Raw genomic sequence first — 25,898 nt, forward strand, 5'->3', positions numbered from 1 at the left:
GTATCTTTGCAACCCTATAAAAAAGCCTATGCTAGCGCTCTGACTTTTTTATAGGGTTAAATAAAAATAAGAAGAGCATAAAAAGAACAACTGAATGAATTTATGCCCCCTATGCTCATGCAATTTAGGTCTCTGATTTCGAATACATTCAGATGCTATTTATAAAATGTAGTAAAACCTGATCTGCCGCGTGTAGCTGCCTTCCATGATGATGATCACTCGATGCTCAGCAAGCAGACGGTGAACTCGAATCTACGTGCAACACTCGTTAGTCTTTTTGCTCCGAGACAAATAACGATACCGGGTTATATGGATACGATTGAGCAGTTTCTAAGGAAACTTCTTAAACACCTATAATCGCTTAAGAAATGTAAGATGCAAAGTCGGTTAATCCTCGTGTAGGAAAACCGACTTTTCTATCGTTCACTAACAGGGTAAAAAATCTATTTGCTACTGAAAACATATAATGATATATTTTTAATGCATAGTAATTTATGGGTATAACTATGTTGTTGTCACAAGGTACTACCTAGTTCTGCTCGGATACATCCTACCTAATTACGTATCCATTTGAGACCTACCCTATGATCAACGATTGAACGAACTGTCCGCGTTCACTATAACGCAACTCGATTCCGAAATCCCTCACATTAACACCCAATCACCCAAAAACAAGAATCAACTACTGCTACTTCATGAATCCGCTTCCACTACTCTAAAATGCATCTCTCACGATTCGACAATATCAAGATGCATTTCTTTTCTATCAAGCTGGTTAACAGAATTATTCGTTATGTTAGGAACTGATATAAGCTCCTAAGAGAGTTTATATATAATCCGCCTATGAAGGAGGTGTCATTTGATTAATTTCAGCGGTTATACATTGCCAATAAAATGAATGAAATGGAGGAAATTCTTGATGTCTACTTTATGTTCATCTGGAGCAAAACGGTTTAACTTTCTTTTTGCTGTCGGCACCGTGCTCGTGCTTCTCTTCGCGATGTCCCTCATACTCGGGGATAAGGCATTCGCACACGGTAACGTGACCAATAGCCGTGCAGGTCTTTGTGCAGACGGCGTGAATAAGAACTGTGGTCTGATTATTTATGAACCTTATAGTTTGGAAGCACATAAGGGATTCCCGGCGGGAGGCCCTGCCGATGGGAAAATTGCGAGTGCTAATGGCGCATTTGCGCCTCTTGACGAGCAATCCGCGACGCGTTGGACTAAGGTTAACATAAGCCCGGGACCGACGACATTTAATTGGAAAATTAAAGTGCCCCACGCAACGACAAGCTGGAAATATTACATCACAAAGCAAAACTGGAATCCTAATGCACCGCTTACTCGCGACTCCTTCGATTTAACTCCTTTCTGCAACGTGCCTTACAACGGTAAATTGCCTGGCAACACATATTCCGACACTTGCAACGTTCCGAGCCGAACTGGGTATCAAGTTATTCTTGCAGTTTGGGAAATTTCCGATACCTTGAATGCCTTCTATAATGTAATTGACGTTAATTTTGGTGGGAACGTTGATAATGTAGCTCCGACTGCTCCAACCGGTGCAGCGGCATCCAATATTGGGGCGACAAATGCAACTATCACTTGGGGCGCTTCCACGGACAACGTTGGCGTAACCGGCTACCAGATCTTTAACGGGCCCAACCAAATCGCAACGACAAACGGAGCGATAACTGCCAACTTGACAGGTTTAACTTCGAATACTTCGTATACGATTACGGTAAAAGCTGTTGATGCCGCAGGAAATATATCCGCAGCAAGCAATGCGGTAACCTTCACGACGCTTCCTGTGACCGGTCCGGATACAGTAGCCCCTACAGCGCCAAGCAGCCTTCATGTCATGGGCAGCTCAACTTCCACAACAGTTCCATTAATGTGGAACGCTTCTACGGATAATGTCGGAGTTACAGGCTATCAAGTATTTCAAGGCACGACGTTGATAGCGACTGTCTCAGGTTCAACTGTGGAATACCTTGTTACGGGTTTGACGGCAAACACTTCGTATTCCTTTACCGTTAAAGCGATTGATGCTGCTGGCAACGTATCGTTAGCAAGCAACGTTCTAAACGTCACTACACCGTCCGCCCCTACTACATATCCGTCTTGGAGCGCAACGACAGTGTATGTAGCCGGTAATAAAGTAACGCATAACGGTGTGAATTATGAAGCAAAATGGTGGACGCAAGGCGAAACACCAGGTTCTTCAGGCGCTGATGTGTGGAAAGTAATCCCTTAAAATCGGCGCGCCATCAATAATCTATGCATATAGCCGACAGGATCTCATTTCGAGTTGCTGTCGGCTATTTTTGGGTTGTTCGGGATCTTATATATTCTCCTGCTTCAACGCATCAATTATGTTCTCTTTCTTTACCTTAGCACTGGAATATAGCATAGCCGCACTGACAATAACAAATACGGCAGCAATGACAGTGAGAATATTAACCCAAGAAAAAGTAAACTCAAAAAGATAACGTTGCGACAATGTTCTATGAATGAAATACATGACGACGAAGCTTAGAGGAAGGCCGTACAAGAGAGATTTCACTCCATAAAAAATGCTCTCGTAGTTCATCATTTTCGCAAAGCCTTTAGGCGTCATACCTACTGATTTCAGCATCGCGAATTCCCGCTTCCGAAGCGATATGCTCGTCGAGATTGTATTGAAGATGTTCGCAATAGAAATAGCTGAAATCAATATGATAAAGCCGTACGAGAATACGGACATGATCAAAATTCTTTGTTCTTCCACGGTTCTGGACTGGTATTCATTCAAAAAGGACAGATTAGAATCTCTGAATTCTTCAATCTCCTGCTGTGTCTTCAAAGGATCTTTGCTTTTTAAAAATAATTGAGACTGGCCGTATGCCCCAATCTTTTCATCAATGAGTCGCTCCAAGACACGTTTTGATACGACAATATCTAACTCGCCTACTGCTGATGAACGTATCCCCATAGGCAATTGATCCGTCTTCGCAGCGATGGTTACCTCTTTTAAATCTGTTTCTTTATTTGTTTCTTCGCTTATATAGCTCAACTGAAGACTTTGACCGATTTTTGCATGAATATTCTTCGTTTGCACAAATTTATTGGTCGCCTCGTCCTTATATTGAATCGTATCCACCACGATCGCGGCGGGATGATCTGGATTCATCAGCTGTTCGACATTTGCGCCAACCGCTTTGGCATAGGCTTGCAAGCTCGAATCGTTCATGGCATTAATATTTATGTCATAAAGGTATTTCCCTTCCTTCAGTACACTCCTATCCTTCTTGACCGCTTCTTGCAGCTCATTGGCGATTGCAGCTTCTCCGATCCAGGCGTTAACCCTGTACATTTCCGTCACATTGTATTCGGTCACACCGTCAAGGGATACAATCGATTGAACCGTCGTATCGTCCATTTGATTCCCATTGTTGTACCAGATGTGAATGTCGTAATTAACACCTTCCAGTGAGAGTGCTAGAGATTGCTTGAGATTGGCGGTATAAAATGACACCGTTAAAAACAGGACGATGCTGATTATGATTGAAAATACGGTGGCATGGTATCTTCGTTTATTTCGTTTTATATTTTTCAATCCGATCTCGGCTTCGATGCCGAATAGCTTGCGCATGAGCTTCGACGTTTTCACGGCTCTCCTTGTAAGCTTCACATCGGCAGTTTGGCGAATTGCGTCAATTGCAGAGATTTTGGAAGCTTTTATTGCTGGGACAAATGTCGAAATGAAAATCGTCAACATCGAAACAACACAGGCAATCAGGAGCGACATTGGCGTGATGATGAGTGTTAATTTTTCCGTAGTCACAAGTGCCCCTTGAATGATGGGATTGATGAACAAGAAGGTTATCCCTATCCCGGCAAGACCGCAGAGGATCCCGATGGGAATGCTGATTGCTCCTATGATAATACCTTCGAAGAACACCGAATTTCTCTTCTGCCGCTTGGTCGCCCCGACGCTTGCAAGCATCCCAAGATGACGTGAACGCTCTGAGACGGATATCGCAAATGCATTGTAGATCAACGAGATCGAGCCGATGATGATGACCGCCATAATGATAACTGATAAAGAAATCAACATGCTGCTAGAGGCTTTGTTTTTCGACAAGCCATAATAGTGAAGCAACTCGTGATTATATTGGACGTTTTCGATGTTGTTGCTTTTCGCCAACTGTTCCGCATGATCGAACAAGGAACGATCAACGGTTTTCAGGACAACTGCTGCGTTGACTCGATCTGTTGCCTTTATACTGGTTTCATCGATATAGCTTATAATGGTATATCCAGGCGCCCATGCCGGTTCCATGACCGGACGTTTGATGAAGCCTACTACCGTGTATTCCTTGTTCGTGATTAGCTGTAAGGATTCAGACAATTTTCCATTTTCACGTCGCAACATCTCTAATTGATCCAGCGGTTTCTCGTTGCCCTTCTCGAATCGTTCGCCGACTGACAAGGTTAAGTGGTCGCCAATTTTATAGTTGACCTTTTCGTTCTTCACTATGGCTTCCGATATCACGACCTCCTTGTCTGTTTGAGGCAGTCGTCCCTTGCTCAACTGAATGGGAAAATGCGTGAAACCCTGTGCATTATACGCCTGGATAAATAAATAGGGCTTACTAGAGTTTTGTTTCCCTACTAACGGAGCATAGCCGAGATCTTGGGTGATCGTGACGACTTTGGTTGCATCATCGTTCTGTATTGCTGCAAGCTGTTCTTTGCTTAAATCTTTATAAAGGACATGCCACTCCCCACCATCTGCGATGGTTTGCCTTTTCATGAGATCCAAAAAAGAAAATCCAAGCGTTGCCACAGCCGTCACCATGGCAACCGAAATGATGACGCCTATGATCGTGACCAGTGTACGCCGTTTATTTTGCATCAAATGTCTGATCGTAAGTGTATTGACGATGTTCACGGACGGATCACCTCGTCCTTGGCAATCCTTCCATCTTCAATGGAAATGATCCTATCGGCCTGCAAGGCGATTCGTTCGTCGTGTGTAATTACGATCAGCGTCTGCTGATAGGCCTTATTTAACATCTTTAACAAATCAACGATCTCACTGCTATTTTTGCTGTCTAAATTCCCTGTCGGCTCATCTGCAAGCATGATCGCAGGATTGCTAATGAGTGCTCTGCCGATCGAGACCCTTTGCTGCTGCCCGCCAGATAGCTGGTTAGGCAGGTGGTTTAGCCGATGCTTCAAATTCAATGTCCCTACAAGCACGTCCAATTGCTTTTTATCTACCTTTTGTTTATCCAGCAAAAGCGGCAGCGTCATATTCTCTTCCACGGTCAGGACGGGAATGAGATTGAAAAACTGATAAATCAGGCCGATTTGTCTCCGTCGAAAGATGGCCAGCTGCGTTTCGTCCAAGGCATACATGTCTGTATCCTCAACGAACACTTTGCCGCTAGTCGGCCGATCCACACCCCCCAGCATATGTAGAAGTGTTGATTTTCCTGACCCAGAGGGCCCAACTATCGCGACGAATTCCCCTTTTCGCACGGAAAAAGATACATCATCCAGTGCTGTTACTGCTGATTCACCTTTCCCGTATTGTTTAGACAGATGTTCGATTCGTAAAATTTCCATGTGTTAACCTCCATAGCTTTGCTGATGGATATCATTTTATCTGTCCAACATGACTCTCCAGTGACTGTGAAAGTGACGATTTAGTCACTTTCGGTTAAATGACTTGCTTATACAATTTAATCCGAAACTCGGTTCCGTTTCCGCCGTCACTCCTCACATCGATCACTCCGCCCTGATTTGCGATAATACTGTGAGCCATGGCCAGACCAATGCCGATACTCCCCTCACTAGCATGCTTCCCTTTATAAAACCGTTTGAAAATGTAAGGCAAATCTTCTTTTGGTATGCCCTTGCCGTTGTCGGCAATGACAATTTCCGTAAATAGCGCATTTTCTGTAAATGAAATGGCGATTGCTCCGCCTTCCTGCGTATGCTCGACGCCATTTTTCAAAATATTGATGAGCGCTTCACTTGTCCAATTGAAATCACCTATAAATGAGACGTTGTCATCTCCATTGATCGAAACTGTCTGTTCCTTAATATCCATCGGAATCAGGACAGGCTCTAGCGCCTGCTGGATAAGCTGTTTAACCAATACTGGCTCTTTTTTGAATGGAATTGTTTTGGCATCCATTTTCGAGAGCTTTAGGAGAGATGACACAAGCCAATCGATTCGCTCCAGTTGAATTCGAATGTTGTGGGTGAATTCCATTCTTTTGACTGGCGGCAGATCAGCGCTGCTTAACAAATCGGCCATTACCGTCATGGAAGTAAGCGGCGTCTTGAGCTGATGCGAGATATCCGAAATGGCGTCCGTCAATTGCATTTTGTCCCGCTGCAGCAGCGAGCGCTGCTCGGAAAGCATAAGTGTCACTTTGTATATATCGTTCTTCAAAATGCTGAGCTCGCCTTCTTGGTTATCGCGTACGTCGAGCGAATCATTGCCGCTGCTAATTTCGCGCAAATAAATTGAAAGTTTCTCAAGTTCTCGATATCTCCATCTCGTAAATGCCAAGCTGCTTCCTATAAGCAGAAGCGACAAGATAACAACAAGTGCCAATGCAGCAGACGATATAAAAGCAGCGACGGCGATCGCTGCTGCACTGATTGTGACCATAACTGTCAATAGGATTTGTATTTCTCGATTGCGGAGCATCTAATCACCCACCTTGTAGCCGAATCCACGGATCGTTTTAATCATTGCCGGATGCTGCGGATCATCCTCCAGCTTTTCACGCAGCCTCTTGATATACACAGTTAGCGTATTATCGTTTACGAATTCGCCAGCCACATCCCAAATCTGCTCCAACAGCTGATTTCTCGTGAGAACCTGCCCAATATGATTGGCAAAGATCAGCAGCAAGCGGTATTCTAATGCGGTCAATAGGATTTCAGCCCGATCCTTGTACACTTTGCCTTCCAGCGTATTGATACGCACAGTCCCGATATCAATGATTGTTTTTGCCTGCGATGGTTTATGGTATCTCCGCAACACCGACTTGATCCGTGACAGAAGTTCGCGAACTCGAAAAGGCTTCGTAATATAATCATCGGCCCCCATATCCAGACCCATGACGACGTTGACCTCATCGTCAATCGCGGTTAAGAAGATAACCGGAATATCTTGCCGCTCCTTCACCATTTTACACAGTTCATACCCGCTTCCATCTGGAAGCGACAAATCAAACAGACATAACGCAAATTGATCCATGTTTTCAGTGAGCATTTTCTTAGCTGATGCGACATCGTGGCACAACACAGTATCAAATTGATCCTGCTGCAGTGAATATTCCAATCCAGACGCAATCGTTTTATCGTCTTCTACAACTAATATCTTCATCACTAGTTCCCCTACTCTATGCCTGAATTCATTCTTTCTTCCTCGTGTCGACATTATATACTCTATCATTTTCTGATGGGAAGAGGTTTTATGCGTAATCAACAGGATTTATCATACATTATAAAAATATATATTATTTATGACATAAAAAACCAAATTGCGACAAAATCATCGATATACAATTTTTGTATCATAAACTAGAATAAGGGTTGTAAATAATGGGGAACCATTTCATGGTTTACATGCTATTTACTGAGAAATAAAGTTTTCCGTCGTCGCACAAGTCCCTTTCACTTTCACAAAGGAGGATAATCAATGAACGAATCTGAATCTGCGCTTATTCAGGCAGTAAGAGATGTCCGGGAGAAGCATGTACATGGCGTAACGCTCATTACAGGAGATCGGCAAGAACGATTTTACAGTTACAAGCAAGTCTTTGATAATGCCCTTATGTATTTGCATACCTTGCAAGCTCACGGTATTCGTGCTGGCGACGAGCTTGTATTTCAATTGAACGATGACGAATCGGAGCACTTTATTTTTTTGTTCTGGGCCTGCATACTAGGCGGAATCATTGCCGTACCCGTCTCGGTCGGCAGCAATGCGGAGCACAAAAACAAGTTTTTTAAAATCTGGGGTACACTCCAAAACCCTTACCTTGCAACTTCGCCGCCTGTAATGGAAAGATTGCGCGCGCACGCCTCCGATAACCGACATACATTGCACGACATGGACATGATAGCCGATAAGACCGTGTATCTGGAAGCGTTGGAGTGCTCCGTCCCCGCCCACGGAACGATTCATCAAGGTTCGTCCCGTACGATTGCTTTCATTCAGTTCTCTTCCGGTTCAACGGGCAATCCAAAAGGAGTCATTGTGACGCATGAAAATGTATACTCCAACACGCGTGCGATCAATAATCGGTTCGAAACGAGGGATGACGACTCCTTTTTGTCATGGATGCCGTTAACTCATGACATGGGGCTGATCTCCTTCCATATCACCCCGCTCATCAAAGGTGTAAATCAATACATCATGCCAACATCCGTGTTTATACGCAGACCGACGCTTTGGTTCAAAAAAATAAACGACCACAATATTACTATCACTTCTTCCCCAAATTTCGGCTACAAATACTTTCTGAAAATGTTCAAGCCTGAGATTGCCGCCGATTGGGATTTATCTAGACTTCGAATTATTGTAAATGGTGCCGAACCCATTTCATCAGAGCTTTGCAATGAGTTTTTGGATAAGATGGCTCCATATGGATTACAGCGGACAAGCATAAGGCCAGCTTATGGCCTAGCCGAGGCAACTGTTGCCGTCTCCCTCACTGATGGCAAAACTGAGTTTGTACCGATTCATCTGGATCGCACCTTATTAAACATTGGCCAGGAGATTGTCATTTCGGACAGATCCACTGAACATACTCTTACCTTTGTCGAAGTTGGACATGCAATTGATGACTGTGCGATCCGAATCTGCGACGATCATGATCGCATTCTGCCGGATAAGGTAATCGGCCATATTCAAATACAAGGAAAAAATGTAACTGCCGGTTATTACAATAACCGAGAGACTACTGCCGACATGTTCACGGCGGATCAATGGGTCAGAACGGGAGATCTAGGCTTTTTCATCGATGGAAGTCTAGTTATGACAGGGCGTTACAAAGACATGATTATTGTGAACGGCCAGAATATTTATCCGCATGATATTGAACGGACAGCGGAAGAAGTCGAGGGCGTGGAATTAGGGAAGATCGCTGCCTGCGGCGTATACAACAAAGAGAGAGGCGAGGATGATATCGTCGTATTTGTCGTTAGCAAAAAAAATGATGCTCACTTCGCCTCGCTGTCTGAAAGCTTAGAAGAACATTTATTCCAGCGCGGAGGCTGGAAAATCGCAAAGGTAATACCGATTCGGCAAATGCCGAAAACGACAAGCGGTAAAGTGCAAAGGTACAAGTTGGCACAGAATTATGCCGCTTCGCAGGCGAAGGAAAGCGACAACATCAGTCCTGCCCCTGTTTCCACGGAGCGAAAATCTTCAAGCCTAGAACTGATCATGTCCTATTTGCATCATCATTGCAATGCCAAGACCAATCTGAACGAACATGAATCCTTTGTCAGATTCGGCCTGGATTCGTTAGAGGCGGTCAGAATGATCGATCATGTTGCCGACCGGTTGGGTATGACGCTGTCCCCTGCCTTGATCTGGGACTATCCGACGCCAAATAAGCTTGCGCAATACCTAGACTCTATCGCAAGCCAACCTTCCGTCCAAGAGCCTGATGCAGATCGCGGATCGATTGATGATTCAATCGCTATCGTCGGCATGGAAGGGAAATTTCCTGGGGCGGACGGCATCGCGGCATATTGGGAACTTTTGAAGGGCGGAAAAAACGCAATATCCGACATGGACGACAAAAGGAAAGCGCTATGCGGCATAAATCCGAATTTTCATATGTTCGGCGGATTTCTGGATGGCATCGAACTATTCGACAGTGAATTCTTCGCCATCTCCCCTAGAGAGGCGGCAAGCATGGATCCCCAACAACGGCTGTTGCTGGAGGTGACATGGAGAGCATTCGAAAATGCCAACATCAACCTCGCTCATCTTAAGGGCAGCGCAACAGGTGTATTTATAGGGGCCAGCGCAACCGATTATATCTATTTGCCGAAACCAAGCACAACAAATGATTCTGAGCCATATCAAGTGTCGGGCGGTGCGCTGAGTATTATCGCCAATCGGGTTTCGTATTTTTATGATTTCCGCGGTCCGAGCATGTGTATCGATTCTGCTTGTTCGTCATCATTAGTGGCCCTTCATTATGCATGCCAAAGCCTGCTCAGCGGGGAATGCGATGCGGCTGTAGCCGGAGGGGTAAACCTATTGCTTTCCGCCAGCATCACGGAAGGTTTGCAGGAAGCCAAAATGCTGTCTGAGGATGGATCATGCAAGACGTTCGACGACAGGGCCAATGGTTACGTCCGCGGAGAAGGCTGCGGGGTCGTTATCCTGAAACGCTTAAAGGATGCAATTGCAAACGGTGACCGGATTCATGCCGTCATTAAAGGAACGGCCGTTAATCAAGACGGTCGCAGCAACGGCTTAACCGCGCCTAACGGGATCGCGCAAAGACAAGTGATACGCAGAGCGATCGAGCAGGCTCAGCTGAAACCTGCGGACATCGGCTATGTAGAGGCTCATGGCACCGGTACGCCTCTGGGCGATCCCATCGAAGCTGAGGCAATTAAAGAGATTTATGGTTGTCCGTCGGCAGGGATAAATGACGACGACATCTGCTATCTCGGTTCCGTCAAAACGAATATCGGACATCTCGAAGCGGCTGCTGGCATTGCCGGACTTATCAAAACGGTGCTGGCGATTCAGCACGGCGAAATTCCTGCCCATTTGCACATGACCAAGCTAAATCGATACATAAGTCTCGATCGTTCCCGCCTCCGCATCCCTGTTGAGACGGAAAGCTGGATCAAACCTGTAAAAGCAGCCGGGGTAAGCTCGTTCGGATTTGGCGGAACGAATGCCCACGTTATTGTGCAGGAGGCACCATCCCGTACCGATAAGCGAGCTAACAATGCCATGGAATCGAGAGCGCATCTGCTGACATTATCATCCCCTACCGCGGAAGGATTAGTTAGACTCGCTTCCACGTACGATTCCTATTTACAGCACGCATCCTCAGAGCAATTAGGAGCCATATGCGGAACGGCCAATACCCGCCGACCAGCATTCCTGCACAGAGCTTCATTCGTTGGCGGCTCACTTGAAGAGATACATGAGAAAGTCCGCAGTTTCTCCGCTCGCGGGGTCAACGGCATTGCAGGCAGTCCCGTCCACTCTCCAAAAATCGTCTTTATGTTTACGGGACAAGGAAGCCAATATGTTAATATGGCCCGCGGCTTGTATGCAAGCTCAGAAGTGTTTCGCTCGAACATGAATCGATGCGCCGAGTTAGTAAAGGATCGATTGGATCATTCTCTACTGGATGTCATTTATGATGTAGAAAATGAATCTGCGTCAGCTCTCCTTCATCGTACAGACTACACGCAGTGCGCTCTTTTCGCATTGGAGTACTCTCTAGCACAAGTATGGCTATCGCTTGGAATCGAACCTGCTGCGGTAGTCGGACATAGCGTGGGCGAATATGTGGCGGCATGCATTGCAGGGGTATTTTCTCTTGAAGATGCGTTGGCTGTAGTTGCCGAGCGAGGAAAGCTCATGACACAAAAGTGCGATCCTGGAGCAATGGCGGCAGTCATGGGAGATGCGGAGGAACTGGAAAGCGTGCTTTGCGCCCATCCGAACGTAGAAATCTCCGCCATTAATAGCAGCAACAATTTTGTCATTGCAGGCGCCCCGGATGATGTAGTTGAAGCTACGAACCATCTGCAACGAGCAGGCGTTCATACCGTACCGCTTGAGGTAAACTATGGATTTCATTCTCAATTAGTCGAGCCAATGCTGCAAGACTATTACGATATCATAAAACGATTAAAATTCAATCCTCCCCAAATTCCGCTTGTCTCTAACGTAACCGGCGAATTTATCGGTTCAATTACTGCCGAGTATTGGATCAGGCATACACGGGAAGCTGTTCGGTTCAAAGACTCTTTATATACATTGGTAAATGACGGGTGCAATATCTTTTTGGAAATCGGTGCTCATGCCGTACTGTCACGGATTGGACAGCGAGAATTCAATAATGGTACCTATAAATGGATTCCTTCTCTCCTAAAAGGAAGGGATGACGAATATTCGCTGCTCGAAGCTGTAGGCAATCTGTACGTCGTCGGCGGACAAGTCCAGTTTGAGGCACTCTACCAATTGGACACTCATGAATGCGCGCAATTGCCGAACTATCCGTTTGCTTATACAAAATGCTGGCAAGGCGGTCATATGAATCCGGAATCGCCAAAGGAGGAAAAGTTGGTGAAAACAATCCAAGATAGCAATATCAGAACTTCTATTATGATGGAGATCAAGGGAATATTCGCCCAGTTGCTGAATCAAGACGTGGCAAGAATCGATGAGAACCTGCCTTTATTGGAAATGGGCGCTGACTCGCTCATTCTGATGGACGTGATTCAAAAAGTAAAAAACAAATACGGAGTAACCTTTTCGGCGCGCGATTTCTTCACCGAAATCACGAGCATTTCCAAGCTATGCGCAGCCATCGAATCGGTTATGTCGCATGATGCGCTGCCAGCGCTGACCGAACAGTTGCCGAGCTCGTCAGCCGTCGATTCGCTGTCTCTGGCACTCTCCAAATCGACAGCCGTTGATTCGCCGTCCCCAGTGCTCTCCAATTCGATGCACAACGAATCAGGGCTGCTTGGATTAATGAGCGAACAACTGGCTTCCATGGAACGTGTCATCCAACATCAATTATCCTTCATCCACAATCAACCACTGAATGGAACGGCTGTTCATCCTAGTACAACGGCAATCAACCATTCGCTGAATGGATCAACTGTTCATCCGAGTACAATGGCGATCCGACCGGAATCCCCTGCCGCGCCTTCACTGCCGACAATCTCTGAAAAAGCCTGGGTTCCCTATCAAAGATGGCAGGATCAGAAAGAAGAAAGCGTAACTGGTATGCAAGAACAATATGCCAGAGCGCTCGTGGCACGATTGGCCGATAAAACAAAAAAATCGAAAGAGTGGATAGCCAAGCATCGCCCCGTGTTCGCCGATTATCGCGGTGCATCTGGTTTCCGGTTTTCAACGAAAGAAGTTCATTATTTGCCCGTTGTCGATCATGCAAAAGGTTCGCGTTTTTGGGATAAGGACGGAAATGAATATATCGATTTAACGATGGGCTTCGGCGTGAATTTTTTCGGTCACGCTCCTGAGTTCATCGACGAAGCTATTAAGCGTGAGCTTCAAAACGGCTATGCTCTAGGCCCGCAATCCGGCATCGCAGGGGAAGTAGCAGATCTCATTCACCAGATTACTGGCTTGGACAGAAGTACCTTCTGCAATTCAGGGACGGAAGCGGTAATGGCTGCCCTAAGGCTTGCGCGCGCTGTAACCGGCAAGAATAAGATTGCCATGTTCGCAGGATCGTATCACGGCACGTATGACGGTGTTCTGGCCAGCATGTTCAATCGCCCCGGTTCAAACGGAGCTTCCCCTATGGCGCCAGGCATTCCTGCCGGGATTACGGAAGACGTCATGATTCTCGAATATAATAATCCACAATCGCTGGAGATTATACGATCTATGTCGGGTGAGCTGGCAGCAGTACTGGTCGAGCCTGTACAAAGCCGTCGTCCTGACCTCGTTCCTATCGCATTTTTGGAAGAGCTTCGCGAAATCACGCGGAGCAGCAATACGGCGCTGATATTTGATGAAGTGATTACCGGCTTCCGAGTTCATCCTGCCGGGTTCCAGGGCATATCGGGGATTCGACCGGATATGTGCGTTTACGGGAAAGTCCTTGGCGGAGGCATGCACATTGGAGTAGTGGCCGGCAGCGCGAAGTTCTTGGATGCCGTGGATGGAGGGCAATGGAATTTTGGTGACCGCTCTTACCCGCAAGCTGAAACAACCATAATCGCAGGCACGTTCTGCAAGCATCCCATTACGATGGCCTGCACGCATGCCGTTCTGCTTCATCTGTTGGAGTTCGGCCCGGAATTGCAAGAGAACGTCAATGCCAAGACAGCCTATTTGGTGCGCGAATTGAACGACTTTTTCGAATCCGCGAATATCCCTATGAAGATGGTTCACTTCGGCTCCCTCTTCCGGTTCGTCTATCAAGTGAACATGGATCTGTTCTTCTATGGCCTACTGGAAAAGGGCGTGTATATCTGGGAAGGACGCAACTGCTTCCTGTCGACGGAACATTCAGACGAGGACATCCGCAAGTTGATTGGGATAATCAAGGATACGATGACAGAGCTTATTGACGCTCAAATGTTTCCGGGTGCCCGCATTCCGGCTGGACAGCAGACTTCCGATAAGGAACTTATCCCCGTATCCGAGGATCAAAGGGAGTTATGGGTGCTTTCGCAGCTAGGCGATCAGGCAGCCATCGCATGCAATGAAACCGTAGTGCTTTCCCTTAAAGGCACGCTACGCCATTCATTATTAACAGAGGCAATGAACAGTGTTGTGGCGCGGCACGATTCCTTGCGGGTGACATTCGATCATCAAGGCAATATGATACCAATTCGGGGGACGGTTCACATCGATATGCCGATGCTGGATTTGAGCTCCGCAACTGATTCGAGTCCGGAATCTGCTGCAATCGATTGGATTCGCGATGAGACGGAGCGCCCTCTTGCATCAGGGAGCTTATATCGCTGCACGCTGCTCAAATTAACGACCGACAGGCATTATCTCGTATTTACTGCAAGTCACGTTCTCATAGACGGATACGCTATTGGAATTATTCTTGAAGAAATGTTCGCCGCCTATTCCTCATTGTTGAAAGGCATGCCCATTCATTTGCCAGAGCCTTTACAATTAAGAAGCTACATGGACTGGAAGGCGGGGCTGGAATCCAGTGAGGAGCGTCAAGCCAATAACCTGTATTGGTTGAACAAAACAGGCAGCAATACGACCCTGGATTTGCCGTTCGATATGAGGCGTCCGCACAAAAAAACCTATAATGGCGACATTGTTCGGCATATGGTCGATCCTACACTTGCTGAACGAGTGAACCGCTTTTCACAGCGCAATAAGGTTACTCCTTTCGTTACATTTTTAAGTGCCTATGCCCTGCTTCTCAATCGTTTGACGCATCAGACGGATCTGACCGTCGGGGTGCCTTTTGCCCAGCGCTCTTTGCCTGGCGGCTCCAGCTATGTTGGATATGCGGTCACATTATTGCCGATATCCATCGAAATGGATGAATACGCTGATTTTACACATTTGCTAAGCCAGGTGAAGACTTCTGTTTTGGAGGCCCAGGAGCACGGCGAGTTTTCATTCAGCAGCGTATTTCGAAATCCCGATGCCTCTCATCGTCTATCACCACTTGAAGTTGTTTTTAACTATGAGCGAAGAGTCAATATCCCGGATGCTGGCAATATTGAAGTCGATACCATCCCTACTCCGATTACGGCAACGAAATATGAGCTCAGTTTCAATGTCATGGATTTCAACCGAAATATTCTTTTGGATCTGACTTATAATTCAAATCTGTTCCGAAAAGATACGATCGAACGATTTTTAACCTATTACGAAAATATATTGCAGGCCATTATTGAACCGTCTGCCGAAAAGTCGCCAATCGCTTTGCTTCCTCTCCTTAACGATGCAGAGCGGGAACGGTTGCTTTTTGCTGGAGAGCCTGCGAATCTTCTGTGCGATCATCGCTGTCTTCATGAAGTATTTGAGGAGCAGGCCCGGCACAAGCCCGATGCCGTTGCCGCTGTATATGATCATCAACAATTAACCTACGGCGAACTAAATGTGAGAGCCAATCGACTTGCACGTCATTTGCGGACGCTGGGGGCAGGGCCCGGCGTTCTGGCAGCGATATTGGTCGAGCGCTCCCTGGACATGCTCGTCGGTATCCTCGGCGTGCTCAAAGCGGGCGCCGCTTATGTGCCGATTGACCCTGCGTACCCTGCGGAACGCATCCGTTATGTGATGGAAGACGCGGCTCCGGCCATTCTCCTCACCCAATCTCATCTCTTGCGCTCCTTGCCGCAGCATGAACTCACAACGGTGTGCCTGGATGAAGAGCGAGATACGATAGAGAAGCTATCCGGCGAAGATTTGAACGTGGAGCTGACTTCCACCAATCTTGCTTACGTGATTTACACCTCCGGTTCCACCGGGAAGCCGAAGGGCGTAATGATCTCGCATGAGAATGTCGTCCGGCTGTTTACGTCTACCGAATCCATTTTCGGTTTTCATGAAGACGATGTCTGGGCCCTGTTTCACTCCTATTCCTTCGACTTTTCCGTATGGGAAATGTGGGGCGCCTGGTTTTATGGCGGACGGTTGGTGGTCGTGCCCCATCTGACGAGTCGTTCACCGAAGAACCTGTATCACTTGCTGGAGCAGCACAAGGTTACCGTCCTCAACCAGACGCCGTCGGCATTTCGGCCATTGGCTCAATATGAGGAATCACAAGACTCGTCAAAATTAAGCCTGCGTTATATTAATTTTGGCGGAGAGCCGCTGGATTTTCAGTCATTAAAGCCTTGGATCGATCGACACGGTGATCGTTCACCTCAATTTATCAATATGTACGGAATCACGGAAACGACGGTAGTTTCTACTTACCGCCGAATAACCGCTGAGGATATCGGGCAGGACACGGGAAGCTTGATCGGAATTCCATTTCCGGACACGAAGCTGTATGTCCTTAACCGTCATATGCAGCCCGTTCCTCCTGGTGTGACTGGTGAAATGTACGTAGGAGGCCCCGGAGTCGCTAAAGGGTACTTGAACCGGGCCGAATTAAATAGCGAGCGCTTCGTGCTCGATCCGTTCGCTAATGATCCTGATGCACGCATGTACAAAAGCGGCGACCTGGCCCGCATTCGGCATAACGGGGAACTCGAATATGTAGGACGTGCGGATCATCAGGTGAAAATACGGGGATATCGCATCGAATTGGGGGAAATCGAGGCTGCGCTGAAGGAACATCCGTCTGTAAGGGAAGCTCTCGTTATTGCGGACGTTGATCCACATGGAGACAAGCGTCTGATTGCCTACGTGGAAACGGATCAATCGGGCGATATTATGCCGTTGCTGCGAGCGCATCTCGAAAGCAGGCTTCCAGATTACATGATCCCTTCCCTCTTAATGTGGCTGCAATCGATGCCTCTTACGAATAACGGGAAAATCGATCGCGATTCGCTTCCGAAGCCTGGTTACGAAAGAACGGATCTGCAGCCGACCTATGTGGCGCCGCGCAATCCAGCCGAAATGAAAATGGCGGCCATCTGGGAAGATGTTCTCGGAGTAAAAGAAGTGGGCGTGGAGGATAACTTTTTTGAGCTTGGAGGCCATTCTTTGCTCGCTACCCGGCTTCTCTCCCGCATTCGGGAAGCGTTCCAAGCAGAGCTCCCTTTACATGCCCTGTTCGATGCGCCGACTGTTGCGGCTTTAACCGCCAAGCTTGAAGACATGGGAATGACGGAAATGGAATCGGAAACAGAAATGGATCCCGTTCTCCTGTCCGAACTGCTGACCGAGCTGGAAAACTTGCCAGAAGAAGAACGAGAAGCTGTTATGCGCGAGCTGCCCCATAAGGAGGATGCATGGGTATGACGGATTTGCGGGATCGTTTGGCCTCGTTAACTCCCGAGCAGCAAAGAATGTTGGCAGCCCGGCTTGCCAAGGACAAGGCACCTCGCAAACCGCCCATAAAGCCCCAGTCAAGAAAGCTGGCGGGATCCGTTATGTCATTTGCTCAACAACGATTATGGCTGCTTCATCAGCTTGAACCGGGCATGAATCATTATCATATTCCGTTAGCGTTCGAATTTATCGGGGAGTTGGACATAACGGCCATACAGCGGGCGTGGATCGAAGTCATCCGCCGCCACGAATCATTGAGAACGCGTTTTTCAACAATGGAAGATGCGCCAGTACAAATCATTGAGCCGATCGACACCGTTCAACCAATGAAAGAAATCGATTTGTTCGCAGATGAACGCGTCGAGGACAAATACCTGGAAGCTCGCCTCATCATCGATGAAGAGGCAGCCAAGCCGTTCGACTTGGAGCATGGGCATCCGTGCCGGAGCTTGCTCATCAAAACCGGCAAACAGGAGAATTTTCTCCTGTTTGCCTTCCATCATATCGTGTTTGATGGTTGGTCTTTGGGCGTATTTCAACAGGAGCTGCTTACGCTCTATTCCTGTTATTCACAGGGAAAGCCGTCTCCCCTGCCCGAGCTCACCTTCCAGTATGCGGATTATGCGATCTGGCAGCGCAAATGGTTGTCGGAAGAAGAATTGGATAAGCAACTGCAATATTGGCTGGACACCCTGCATCATGCTCCTTCGGCATTAGAGCTGCCCACGGATCGTCCCCGATCCGCTACGCAAACTTTCCGGGGCGATGCCGCTCAATTGTGCATACCGGAGGCCGTAGTGCAACCGCTCCTGCAATTGAGCCGCCGAGAAGGCTCGACATTGTTCATGACCTTGCTGGCGGCTTTTCAAGCATTGCTGCATCGCTATTCGGGACAGCATGACTTTTGCATTGGCACTCCGATAGCCAATCGCGGAATGTCGGAAATAGAAGGATTGATCGGCTTTTTTGTAAATACGCTCGTGATCAGAAGCGACCTGTCTACTAACCCGACGTTCCGCGAGCTGATGCAGCAAACCAAGAAACAGGTTCTTAACGCATATGAGCATCAGGATCTTCCGTTCGATCAACTGGTGCAGGCAATGCAACCTGATCGCGTAACGAGCCATAGTCCGTTATTTCAAGTCACGTTCGCAATGAATGACGATTCGTTTCAGCATATGGTGCAATCGGACGGACTGCAGGTAAAGCTATTTCCGATTGTCAACAAGACGTCAAAATATGACCTGTCCCTGGTGATGAGCCGTGTTAGGGATCACGGAATCGTTGCCGAGCTGGAGTACAACACGGATCTTTTCGATTCACAGACCGTGGAGAGGATGCTGGATCATCTCCAACATCTATTGGAGAGCATCGTGCTCAATCCTGACTTGTCCTTGAGCAGTCTGGAGATTATGGGCGAATGCGAGCGGCAGCTTTTGCTATCGGCATGGAATCGGACAGAAGCCGCAGATTTAGGCAATATGTGCATCCATGAACTTGTAGAGAAACAAGCTTCCTTATTCCCAGATGCAATTGCGGTGACATTCGGGTTCGAGAAGTTCACCTATCGGGAGGTCAACATTCGCGCGAATCGGATGGCCCGCCATCTACAGCGGCTCGGTATTGGTCCAGAAGTACTGGTAGGCTTGCTGGCTGACCGTTCAGCCGAGCAAATTATCGGATTGCTCGCCATATTAAAATCCGGCGGGGCTTATGTGCCGATCGATCCGGCGTACCCTGACGAACGGATCGCTTATATGATCGAAGATGCCCAAATTCATGTACTGTTGACTCACAAGCGGCATGCAGAGCGGGTTCGGCACACGAATTTGACCGTTCTTCCGTTGGACGGAATCAGCGCCAATCCGCAAGATGGTGATGAATCGGCTCCCGACAGCGGCGCTGCGCCCGGCAACTTAGCCTATGTCGTATACACTTCCGGTTCGACGGGCCGCCCTAAGGGAGTCGAAATCGAACATCATAGCTTGCTCAATTTAGTGTCCTGGCATCAGAATGCGTATCGCATATCCAACTGCGATCGGGCAACATGGCTGGCAGGCCCCGCTTTTGACGCTTCCGTCTGGGAGCTGTGGCCTTATTTGGCCAACGGCGCCTCAATTCATATTCCAGACGAGGATACCCGCTTGGATCCGGATTGCCTGCGGGATTGGCTCGTGAATGAGCGCATTACCGTCAGCTTTTTGCCCACGCCGCTGGCTGAGGCGCTTCTCTCTCTGACCTGGCCTGACAAGTGCTCGCTGCGGTGCATGCTTACCGGAGGTGACAGACTGCGTTATTTTCCACCGGAGACGTTGCCGTTTGCCCTGTTCAATCATTACGGGCCGAGTGAAGGAACCGTTGTCTCCACGGCATGCCGCGTGCCTGCGAAATCACGGTCTTCCGTGGAGCTTACAGCTCCGACGATTGGACGACCGATCGCCAATATGAGAATTTATTTGCTGGATCGGCATCGCCATCCCGTTCCTATCGGCGTTGTTGGCGAAATATACATTGCAGGCCACGGCTTGGCTCGCGGTTATCTGAGAAGGCCCGAGCTTACAGCTGAGCGGTTCGGGTACGTTCCTTCCCTTCCAGGGGAACGATTGTATCGAACTGGCGATCTTGCCCGTTATTTACCGGACGGATCCATTGAATTTATGGGGCGTGCCGACGATCAGATAAAAATAAGGGGATATCGCATTGAACCCGGAGAAATCGAGGCGGCGCTTACGCTACATCCGGCCGTTGAGCAGGCGATCGTTTCCGTAAAGGAGCCTGGTTCAGGAGACAAGCGGTTGGTTGCATACGTGATCCCGTCAGCCGATACTACTCACGGATTGGATATAAGCGAGCTTCGGCTGCATGTGCAGGCCCGGCTTCCAAATTATATGGTTCCTGCCGCCTTCGTCGTTATGGAGGCTCTCCCATTGACGCCTAACGGTAAAGTGGATCGCAATGCGTTGCCGTCGCCGAATTTTACGGATAAGGAGGAGGAATATGTGCCTGCCCGAACGCCGACCGAAAAAAAGTTGGCTGACATTTGGTCGCAGGTGCTCGGCATTGAACTCATCAGCATCCATGATAATTATTTCAGCTTAGGCGGCGACTCCATTTTAAGCACTCAAATTACAAGCAAAGTACGTCAATTGGGTCTGGAAATGAAGCCGAAATATCTGTTTCAGTATCAATCGATCGCGGAGCTGGCTCCCATGTTAGAAGCTCTGAAGCCGCTCGAGCCAAATGGAATCGGGCAGCAAGAAGTGACGGGCTCGCTGCCGCTTACACCGATTCAGCGCTGGTTATTCGAGGAGATGTCCGTTCCCGAGCATTTCAATCAGTCCATGATTTTGTCCGTGAATTCCCAAATAAGCTATGAAGTCCTGCAGAGAGCGATCGCCCATCTCGTGGCACATCATGATGCGCTGCGCCTCCGATTTACGATGGGTCGATCCGGTTGGGAACAGGCATATGCCGCTTATACGGACGAATCGCCTCTGAAGCGCATTGATCTTCGCGATCAGCCTGCAAACCTGCAGGCAGATGCTTTTGCTGCCGCGATCACAGAGGCTCAAACCGGCTTCGACTTAAGCGAAGGCATACTGCTGCGCGCCATCTATTTTCACTATGACACCGGACAGTCAGGAAAGCTGGCCTTGGTTATTCATCATTTGGCGATAGATGGTGTTTCATGGCGCATTTTGCTGGACGATCTAAGCACGGCTTGTCAGCAAATAGTAGACCGTGAAGCCATATGCTTGCCGTCGAAAACTGCTTCATATCGCGATTGGGCGCACAGCCTTGCTGCCTACTCCGCTACGGATCAGTTGCGGGCAGAGCTGGATTACTGGTTACATCAAGTCAGTCCTCCCCCTCCCCTAATTCCGCTCGACTTCCCAGACGGAGCCAATACGACGGCCTCTTTGTCAGTTGCGGAATCGAATTTGTCTTCTGAAGAAACGCGGATTCTGCTGCAGGAGGCTCCATCAGAATTCGGCACGCAAATTGACGCTATTCTGTTGGCCGCACTCGGCCGCGCTGTCTCTGGATGGTCGGGAGAAAGGAAAATGTATGTCCATATGGAGGGGCACGGCAGAGAAGAATTATTCACTGACCTTGATATCTCGCGTACAGTAGGTTGGTTTACGAACATGTATCCAGTCATGCTTGAAGTGACAGATAGCGCGGATATATACGCGGACATCCAGGGGGTAAAAGAGCGACTGAACGTTATTCCAACTCGCGGAATCGGTTATGGCTTACTGCGCTATATGACTGAAGATGACAGTATTGCGAATCAGCTTCGCAAGCTTCCACGACCAATGATGAGCTTTAATTACTTGGGGCAATTCAATGCTGATTGGAATAAGGAAAAGGGAGCTCTATTCACGCTGGTTGCGGATACAGCAGGACAGGATCTTGCGCCTGATACCGAACGGGCCCATTATGTCGACGTGGCGGCATTGGTGACGTCAGGCCGCCTGCACATAAGTTTGTCATACAGCGAAAATGTGCATCGTAAACAAACGATCGAAAATCTGGCTCAAAGGTTCGAAGGAGAGCTTCGAATCATGATCGGATTATGCCAGCAATCAAAATCCCATTCATCTGTCAACGAGCGGAAGATGAGCGATGTGAGCGGTCTTGATACAAGCAGCAAATGGTTCGCTCGCAATAAGGTGAATCAGAAAGACGCAATACGGCTGTTTTGTTTGCCGTATGCTGGAGGGAACGCATCCATTTTCCGCGCATGGCACGACTATTTGCCAGCGTTCGCGGAAGTTTGCGCAGTTCAATATCCAGGCAGAGGCGCGCGATTGCGCGAACCTGCCTACACAAGCATGCCGCCGCTGCTGGAAGCAGTCGCACATGCGATGAGGCCCTTATTGGACAAACCGTATATTCTGTTTGGTTACAGCATGGGAGCCTTATTGGCCTATGAATTGTCGATCTTATTATCGAAGAGCTTGAATCGTCCTCCGCTAAAGCTTATTGTCGCGGGATTGAATGCCCCGTATGTTCAGAGTCCGGTATCTCCCATTCATGATTTGCCCGAGGAAGAATTTCGCAAGCGGCTTCGCCTGAACGGGGGAATTCCAGAAGAGCTGATAGATGACGAAGAATTGCTGGAACTCCTGTCCCCTTCTTTGAGAGCCGACTTTTCGGTATGCGAGACGTATGAATATACTCATGGCACCGTACCTTGTCCCATCGTTGCATTAGGTGGACAAGACGACGAATTTCTGTCCGAACAATCGCTGACATCCTGGCGCAGCTTGACCAATTCCGATTTTTCAAGCAAGCTGCTCCCGGGAGGACACTTTTTCTTGCACTCTCATCCAGAGCAACTATTGTCGGCAATTCGAAAAGAGATCGAATGCGTCAATACCGGATCTATTTTACGCAAGTAAAACATGAATGGAGGAACATGGGGAGTTTGCTGAATTCTTTTCAGTAGACTCCCCTTTTTATCCCGTTGGTTTATCACCTATAAAATTGGAGGAAGTCGTTTCTGTTCAAACGATAAGCAAACGACTTTTAACCTTCGGTACACGACGTGCCACTGCATATATAGAGGATGCTGAATAAAAATCGTACATAAGATGAATTCTACACATGCGTCATCCAATTTCTAGGTCAGGACGAAGCCCAGAAATATTGATTTTAACAAACAACAACAGTTATTTGGAGGCTTGAAAATGATCTTGTTCGTGACCCGCTCCATGATATTCCTTCTCCTCCTTACCTATTTATCTGATAACAGCATGATTGTTCATGCTGACTACAAGGCGCCATCTGCTGAAATGAACATAAGTGTACGGACAAGCCCCTCCGCAACATATGAACATAAAATGGTTTTGAGAAATAAGGACGCCATTCGTTTATATCAGGATAGCAAGGAAGAACAAATAGAATATCGCCCTGTACTCTCCGACATATATGTAACGATTACAAAAAATAATGGAACTAAAAATTTCCGTATGGATCAATCCGGTTCCTTATGGAACGAGGCTGAATCAACACGTCTTATCCTTACACCTAAAGCGACCAAGCAGTTACTGGTACATGCAAATTTTCTAAGAAAACATCATTATGGGACGATTGTTCCTTGGAGTGAAGCGAAAGCCTTGCTTCCTAGAAAAAGTACTTTCTCAATTATTGATTTGGAGAAAGGGTTGAAATTCCGTGTTCAGCGTCGTGCGGGAAGCAGGCATGCTGATGTGCAGCCGCTAACCAAAGAGGATACGAAGACGATGAAGCAGATGTATGATAATCATTGGAGCTGGAATCGGAAAGCGATAATCGCCGTTACTGATGACAATCGAAAAATCGCTGCTTCTATGAACGGAATGCCTCATGGCGGCGATGGGATTCCGGACAATGGATTTTCAGGACACTTCTGCGTACACTATTTAGACAGCAGTACGCATCGATCCACTCATCCAGACTTATTGCATCAGGTGATGGTTTACACGGCTGCTGGGAAAAGAGAGGCGTTTTTACATAGCCTGTCTCCCGAGTTGCTGTCGGAGCTATTTATTGGAGCATTGTCTCAACGAGATAATAATTTACTTATAGCAGTGTCTGAAGGTGCACATTCTGAAACGGTTAACTACTTTCTTAAGCAGCTGGAGAACGGAACGACATATCGGATGATGAAAAGAAAAGAAATCCCCGATCCAGACAACGGGCAGCGATTAACTACAGTGTTAGAACTACCTGTTTTCATGAAACAGAAGAATATGTCGGAAAAAAGCATAGCCATTCGATTTGAATTTGCAAGGGAATCGGTTCTTTCTCCATGGAAAATAAGGAATGTGAGCCCCAGAAAGAAATGAAGAGAGCGTAGGTTGCTCTCTTCAACTGTACTTATTTTTTTATATCAATCTATGCATTTGATTTAAATCTAATTAATCATGGAAGCGGATCAGATCTATACTCAGGTATTTCATTTGCTTAGTTCACCAGTTCGAGCGGTATGCTTCTTCCGTATGATACGCTTCGCACTTATTATAACGAGCGATACGATAATGCCCCCGATTTGAATCATACTAATAGAGATTGAGTAGCCGAGTAAGGGCACTGAATCTTGGTAGCTTATAATTGGGGGTACGCCATAGCCATGCGGAAGAGCGACAAACCGCATAAATTCTAAGTAGGTAAGGTGAAAACCAATTGACGCCCAGAGGCTTCCGGTCCATAAACGGAGTAACTGCAAGCCTATTCCAAAACAAAAAATGACTACGATATAAATGATATTAAGCGTTAATCCGGGTGTCTGTCCAACGAACGCTTGAAATAGGGCAACCGCTGTCGTGACGCATACAAATAGTATGGTTTGAAAGAATACGGATAACCAAGCTGGGAATCGATGACGTAACACATCATACAGCAGCCCTCTTAACCCTAGTTCCTCCGGCAAAGCTTCAAAAAACACGGCAAACAATACATTGATAAGCAGCGCAGCAAACCACTGATCGGGGGCATGCCATTTTTCAATGACAATCCAACCTTGAACACTTGCTATAACGAAGCCCAAGACACCCAGTCCACCTGCCAAGAGAACCCCAGTAAAAAAGTGATATCCCCTTTTCCAGGAATATACCGGTGTCTTCGGTTTTATACCAGTCATCCGATAGAGGTGCTGATATAAATACAAAATAATAGGAACAACCAGCCCGCTCATCACAAGACTCTGAATTAGGTTCCGAACATGCCTTGATGAGCCGAACAATTGTTCAGCAACATCACCGGACAGACCGGCTAAAAACAGGGCAGCACTTACTGTAAACCATACTGCGAACAATAAACCTATCCATTTCATATTCTGATTTTCTCTCTTTATCATTACATCACAGTCCTTTCATTCCTAACATAAGTCGATTTATTTTCTGAAAAAAATACTCTTCATCGCACCTATTAGCGCAGGCAGGAGTATGGCTACGATTAATAATGCCGTAATTACATTAGACATCGGTAAGTCATAAGGAGTGAACCATTCTGTAAAAAGTTTAGAATTCGAAATTCTGCCCATTACTGATCCCGCTTTGATTTCTCTGTACGGCGTCCACGAATACCTATCACAGACGATTAAAAAAAGCTGCCCCAGAATAAATCCCACAAGGGGCATCATCCAGCCTTTTATTTGAATTGGACGACTTTTTTGTGCTTGCATCTACGTTCAAGACCCCTTTTCGAATATTGT

10 protein-coding genes are annotated in these 25,898 nt (G+C 47.3%); 4 read left to right on the top strand and 6 right to left on the bottom strand.

Annotated elements, in window-relative coordinates; translation table 11 throughout:
• Nucleotides 1–919: 919 nt before the first annotated feature.
• Nucleotides 920–2,260: a lytic polysaccharide monooxygenase gene (locus PBN151_RS14060; RefSeq protein ID WP_227774670.1), complete on the top strand. Its 1,341-nt coding sequence runs from the start codon at nt 920–922 to the stop codon at nt 2,258–2,260.
• Between the two features lie 87 nt (nt 2,261–2,347).
• Here PBN151_RS14060 and PBN151_RS14065 read toward each other — a convergent pair whose 3' ends face one another.
• The 4 genes from PBN151_RS14065 to PBN151_RS14080 form a co-directional block, all read right to left on the bottom strand.
• Nucleotides 2,348–4,939, bottom strand: coding sequence for an ABC transporter permease (locus PBN151_RS14065; RefSeq protein WP_072729458.1), 2,592 nt, complete (start codon nt 4,937–4,939; stop codon nt 2,348–2,350).
• Nucleotides 4,936–5,619 carry an ABC transporter ATP-binding protein gene (locus tag PBN151_RS14070; protein ID WP_072729459.1) on the bottom strand — a complete coding sequence of 228 codons (684 nt, stop codon included), beginning with the start codon at nt 5,617–5,619 and terminating at the stop codon, nt 4,936–4,938. Before PBN151_RS14070 ends, PBN151_RS14065 begins: the two co-directional genes overlap by 4 nt.
• A gap of 94 nt (nt 5,620–5,713) precedes the next feature.
• Entirely contained in the window at nt 5,714–6,715 is a 1,002-nt protein-coding gene (locus PBN151_RS14075) for a sensor histidine kinase (protein ID WP_072729460.1), read from the bottom strand.
• On the bottom strand, nt 6,716–7,399 hold the full coding sequence (locus tag PBN151_RS14080) for a response regulator transcription factor (RefSeq protein WP_072729461.1): 684 nt from the start codon (nt 7,397–7,399) through the stop codon (nt 6,716–6,718).
• A 315-nt stretch (nt 7,400–7,714) separates the two neighbouring features.
• On the opposite strand from PBN151_RS14080, the gene PBN151_RS14085 reads away from it, so the two are divergent.
• The 3 genes from PBN151_RS14085 to PBN151_RS14095 all read left to right on the top strand — a co-directional run bounded on the left by PBN151_RS14085 (nt 7,715) and on the right by PBN151_RS14095 (nt 24,531).
• Nucleotides 7,715–17,665, top strand: coding sequence for a hybrid non-ribosomal peptide synthetase/type I polyketide synthase (locus PBN151_RS14085; protein ID WP_072729462.1), 9,951 nt, complete (start codon nt 7,715–7,717; stop codon nt 17,663–17,665).
• The gene (locus tag PBN151_RS14090) at nt 17,662–23,103 is read left to right on the top strand and encodes a non-ribosomal peptide synthetase (protein WP_072729463.1); all 5,442 of its coding nucleotides are present in this window, start codon (nt 17,662–17,664) and stop codon (nt 23,101–23,103) included. The genes PBN151_RS14085 and PBN151_RS14090 overlap by 4 nt, the downstream gene beginning before the upstream one ends.
• Before the next feature lie 288 nt (nt 23,104–23,391).
• Nucleotides 23,392–24,531, top strand: coding sequence for a hypothetical protein (locus tag PBN151_RS14095; RefSeq protein ID WP_072729464.1), 1,140 nt, complete (start codon nt 23,392–23,394; stop codon nt 24,529–24,531).
• A gap of 110 nt (nt 24,532–24,641) precedes the next feature.
• On the opposite strand, the gene PBN151_RS14100 is transcribed toward PBN151_RS14095, so the two are convergent.
• Both PBN151_RS14100 and PBN151_RS14105 read right to left on the bottom strand, forming a co-directional pair.
• A complete protein-coding gene (locus tag PBN151_RS14100; RefSeq protein WP_072729465.1) occupies nt 24,642–25,541 on the bottom strand; it encodes a CPBP family intramembrane glutamic endopeptidase in 900 nt (299 codons plus the stop codon).
• A gap of 36 nt (nt 25,542–25,577) precedes the next feature.
• On the bottom strand, nt 25,578–25,868 hold the full coding sequence (locus PBN151_RS14105) for a YfzA family protein (protein WP_072729466.1): 291 nt from the start codon (nt 25,866–25,868) through the stop codon (nt 25,578–25,580).
• Nucleotides 25,869–25,898 lie beyond the last annotated feature (30 nt).

Source organism: Paenibacillus sp. NAIST15-1, assembly GCF_001894745.1.
Classification (GTDB): Bacteria; Bacillota; Bacilli; order Paenibacillales; family Paenibacillaceae; genus Paenibacillus_B; species Paenibacillus_B suaedae.

Coding starts and splice junctions, on each gene's coding strand:
- PBN151_RS14095 (WP_072729464.1), top strand. CDS start 23,392: ATGATCTTGTTCGTGACCCGCTCCATGATATTCCTTCTCCTCCTTACC.
- PBN151_RS14075 (WP_072729460.1), bottom strand. CDS start 6,715: ATGCTCCGCAATCGAGAAATACAAATCCTATTGACAGTTATGGTCACA.
- PBN151_RS14070 (WP_072729459.1), bottom strand. CDS start 5,619: ATGGAAATTTTACGAATCGAACATCTGTCTAAACAATACGGGAAAGGT.
- PBN151_RS14080 (WP_072729461.1), bottom strand. CDS start 7,399: ATGAAGATATTAGTTGTAGAAGACGATAAAACGATTGCGTCTGGATTG.
- PBN151_RS14105 (WP_072729466.1), bottom strand. CDS start 25,868: ATGCAAGCACAAAAAAGTCGTCCAATTCAAATAAAAGGCTGGATGATG.
- PBN151_RS14100 (WP_072729465.1), bottom strand. CDS start 25,541: ATGATAAAGAGAGAAAATCAGAATATGAAATGGATAGGTTTATTGTTC.
- PBN151_RS14060 (WP_227774670.1), top strand. CDS start 920: ATGTCTACTTTATGTTCATCTGGAGCAAAACGGTTTAACTTTCTTTTT.
- PBN151_RS14085 (WP_072729462.1), top strand. CDS start 7,715: ATGAACGAATCTGAATCTGCGCTTATTCAGGCAGTAAGAGATGTCCGG.
- PBN151_RS14090 (WP_072729463.1), top strand. CDS start 17,662: ATGACGGATTTGCGGGATCGTTTGGCCTCGTTAACTCCCGAGCAGCAA.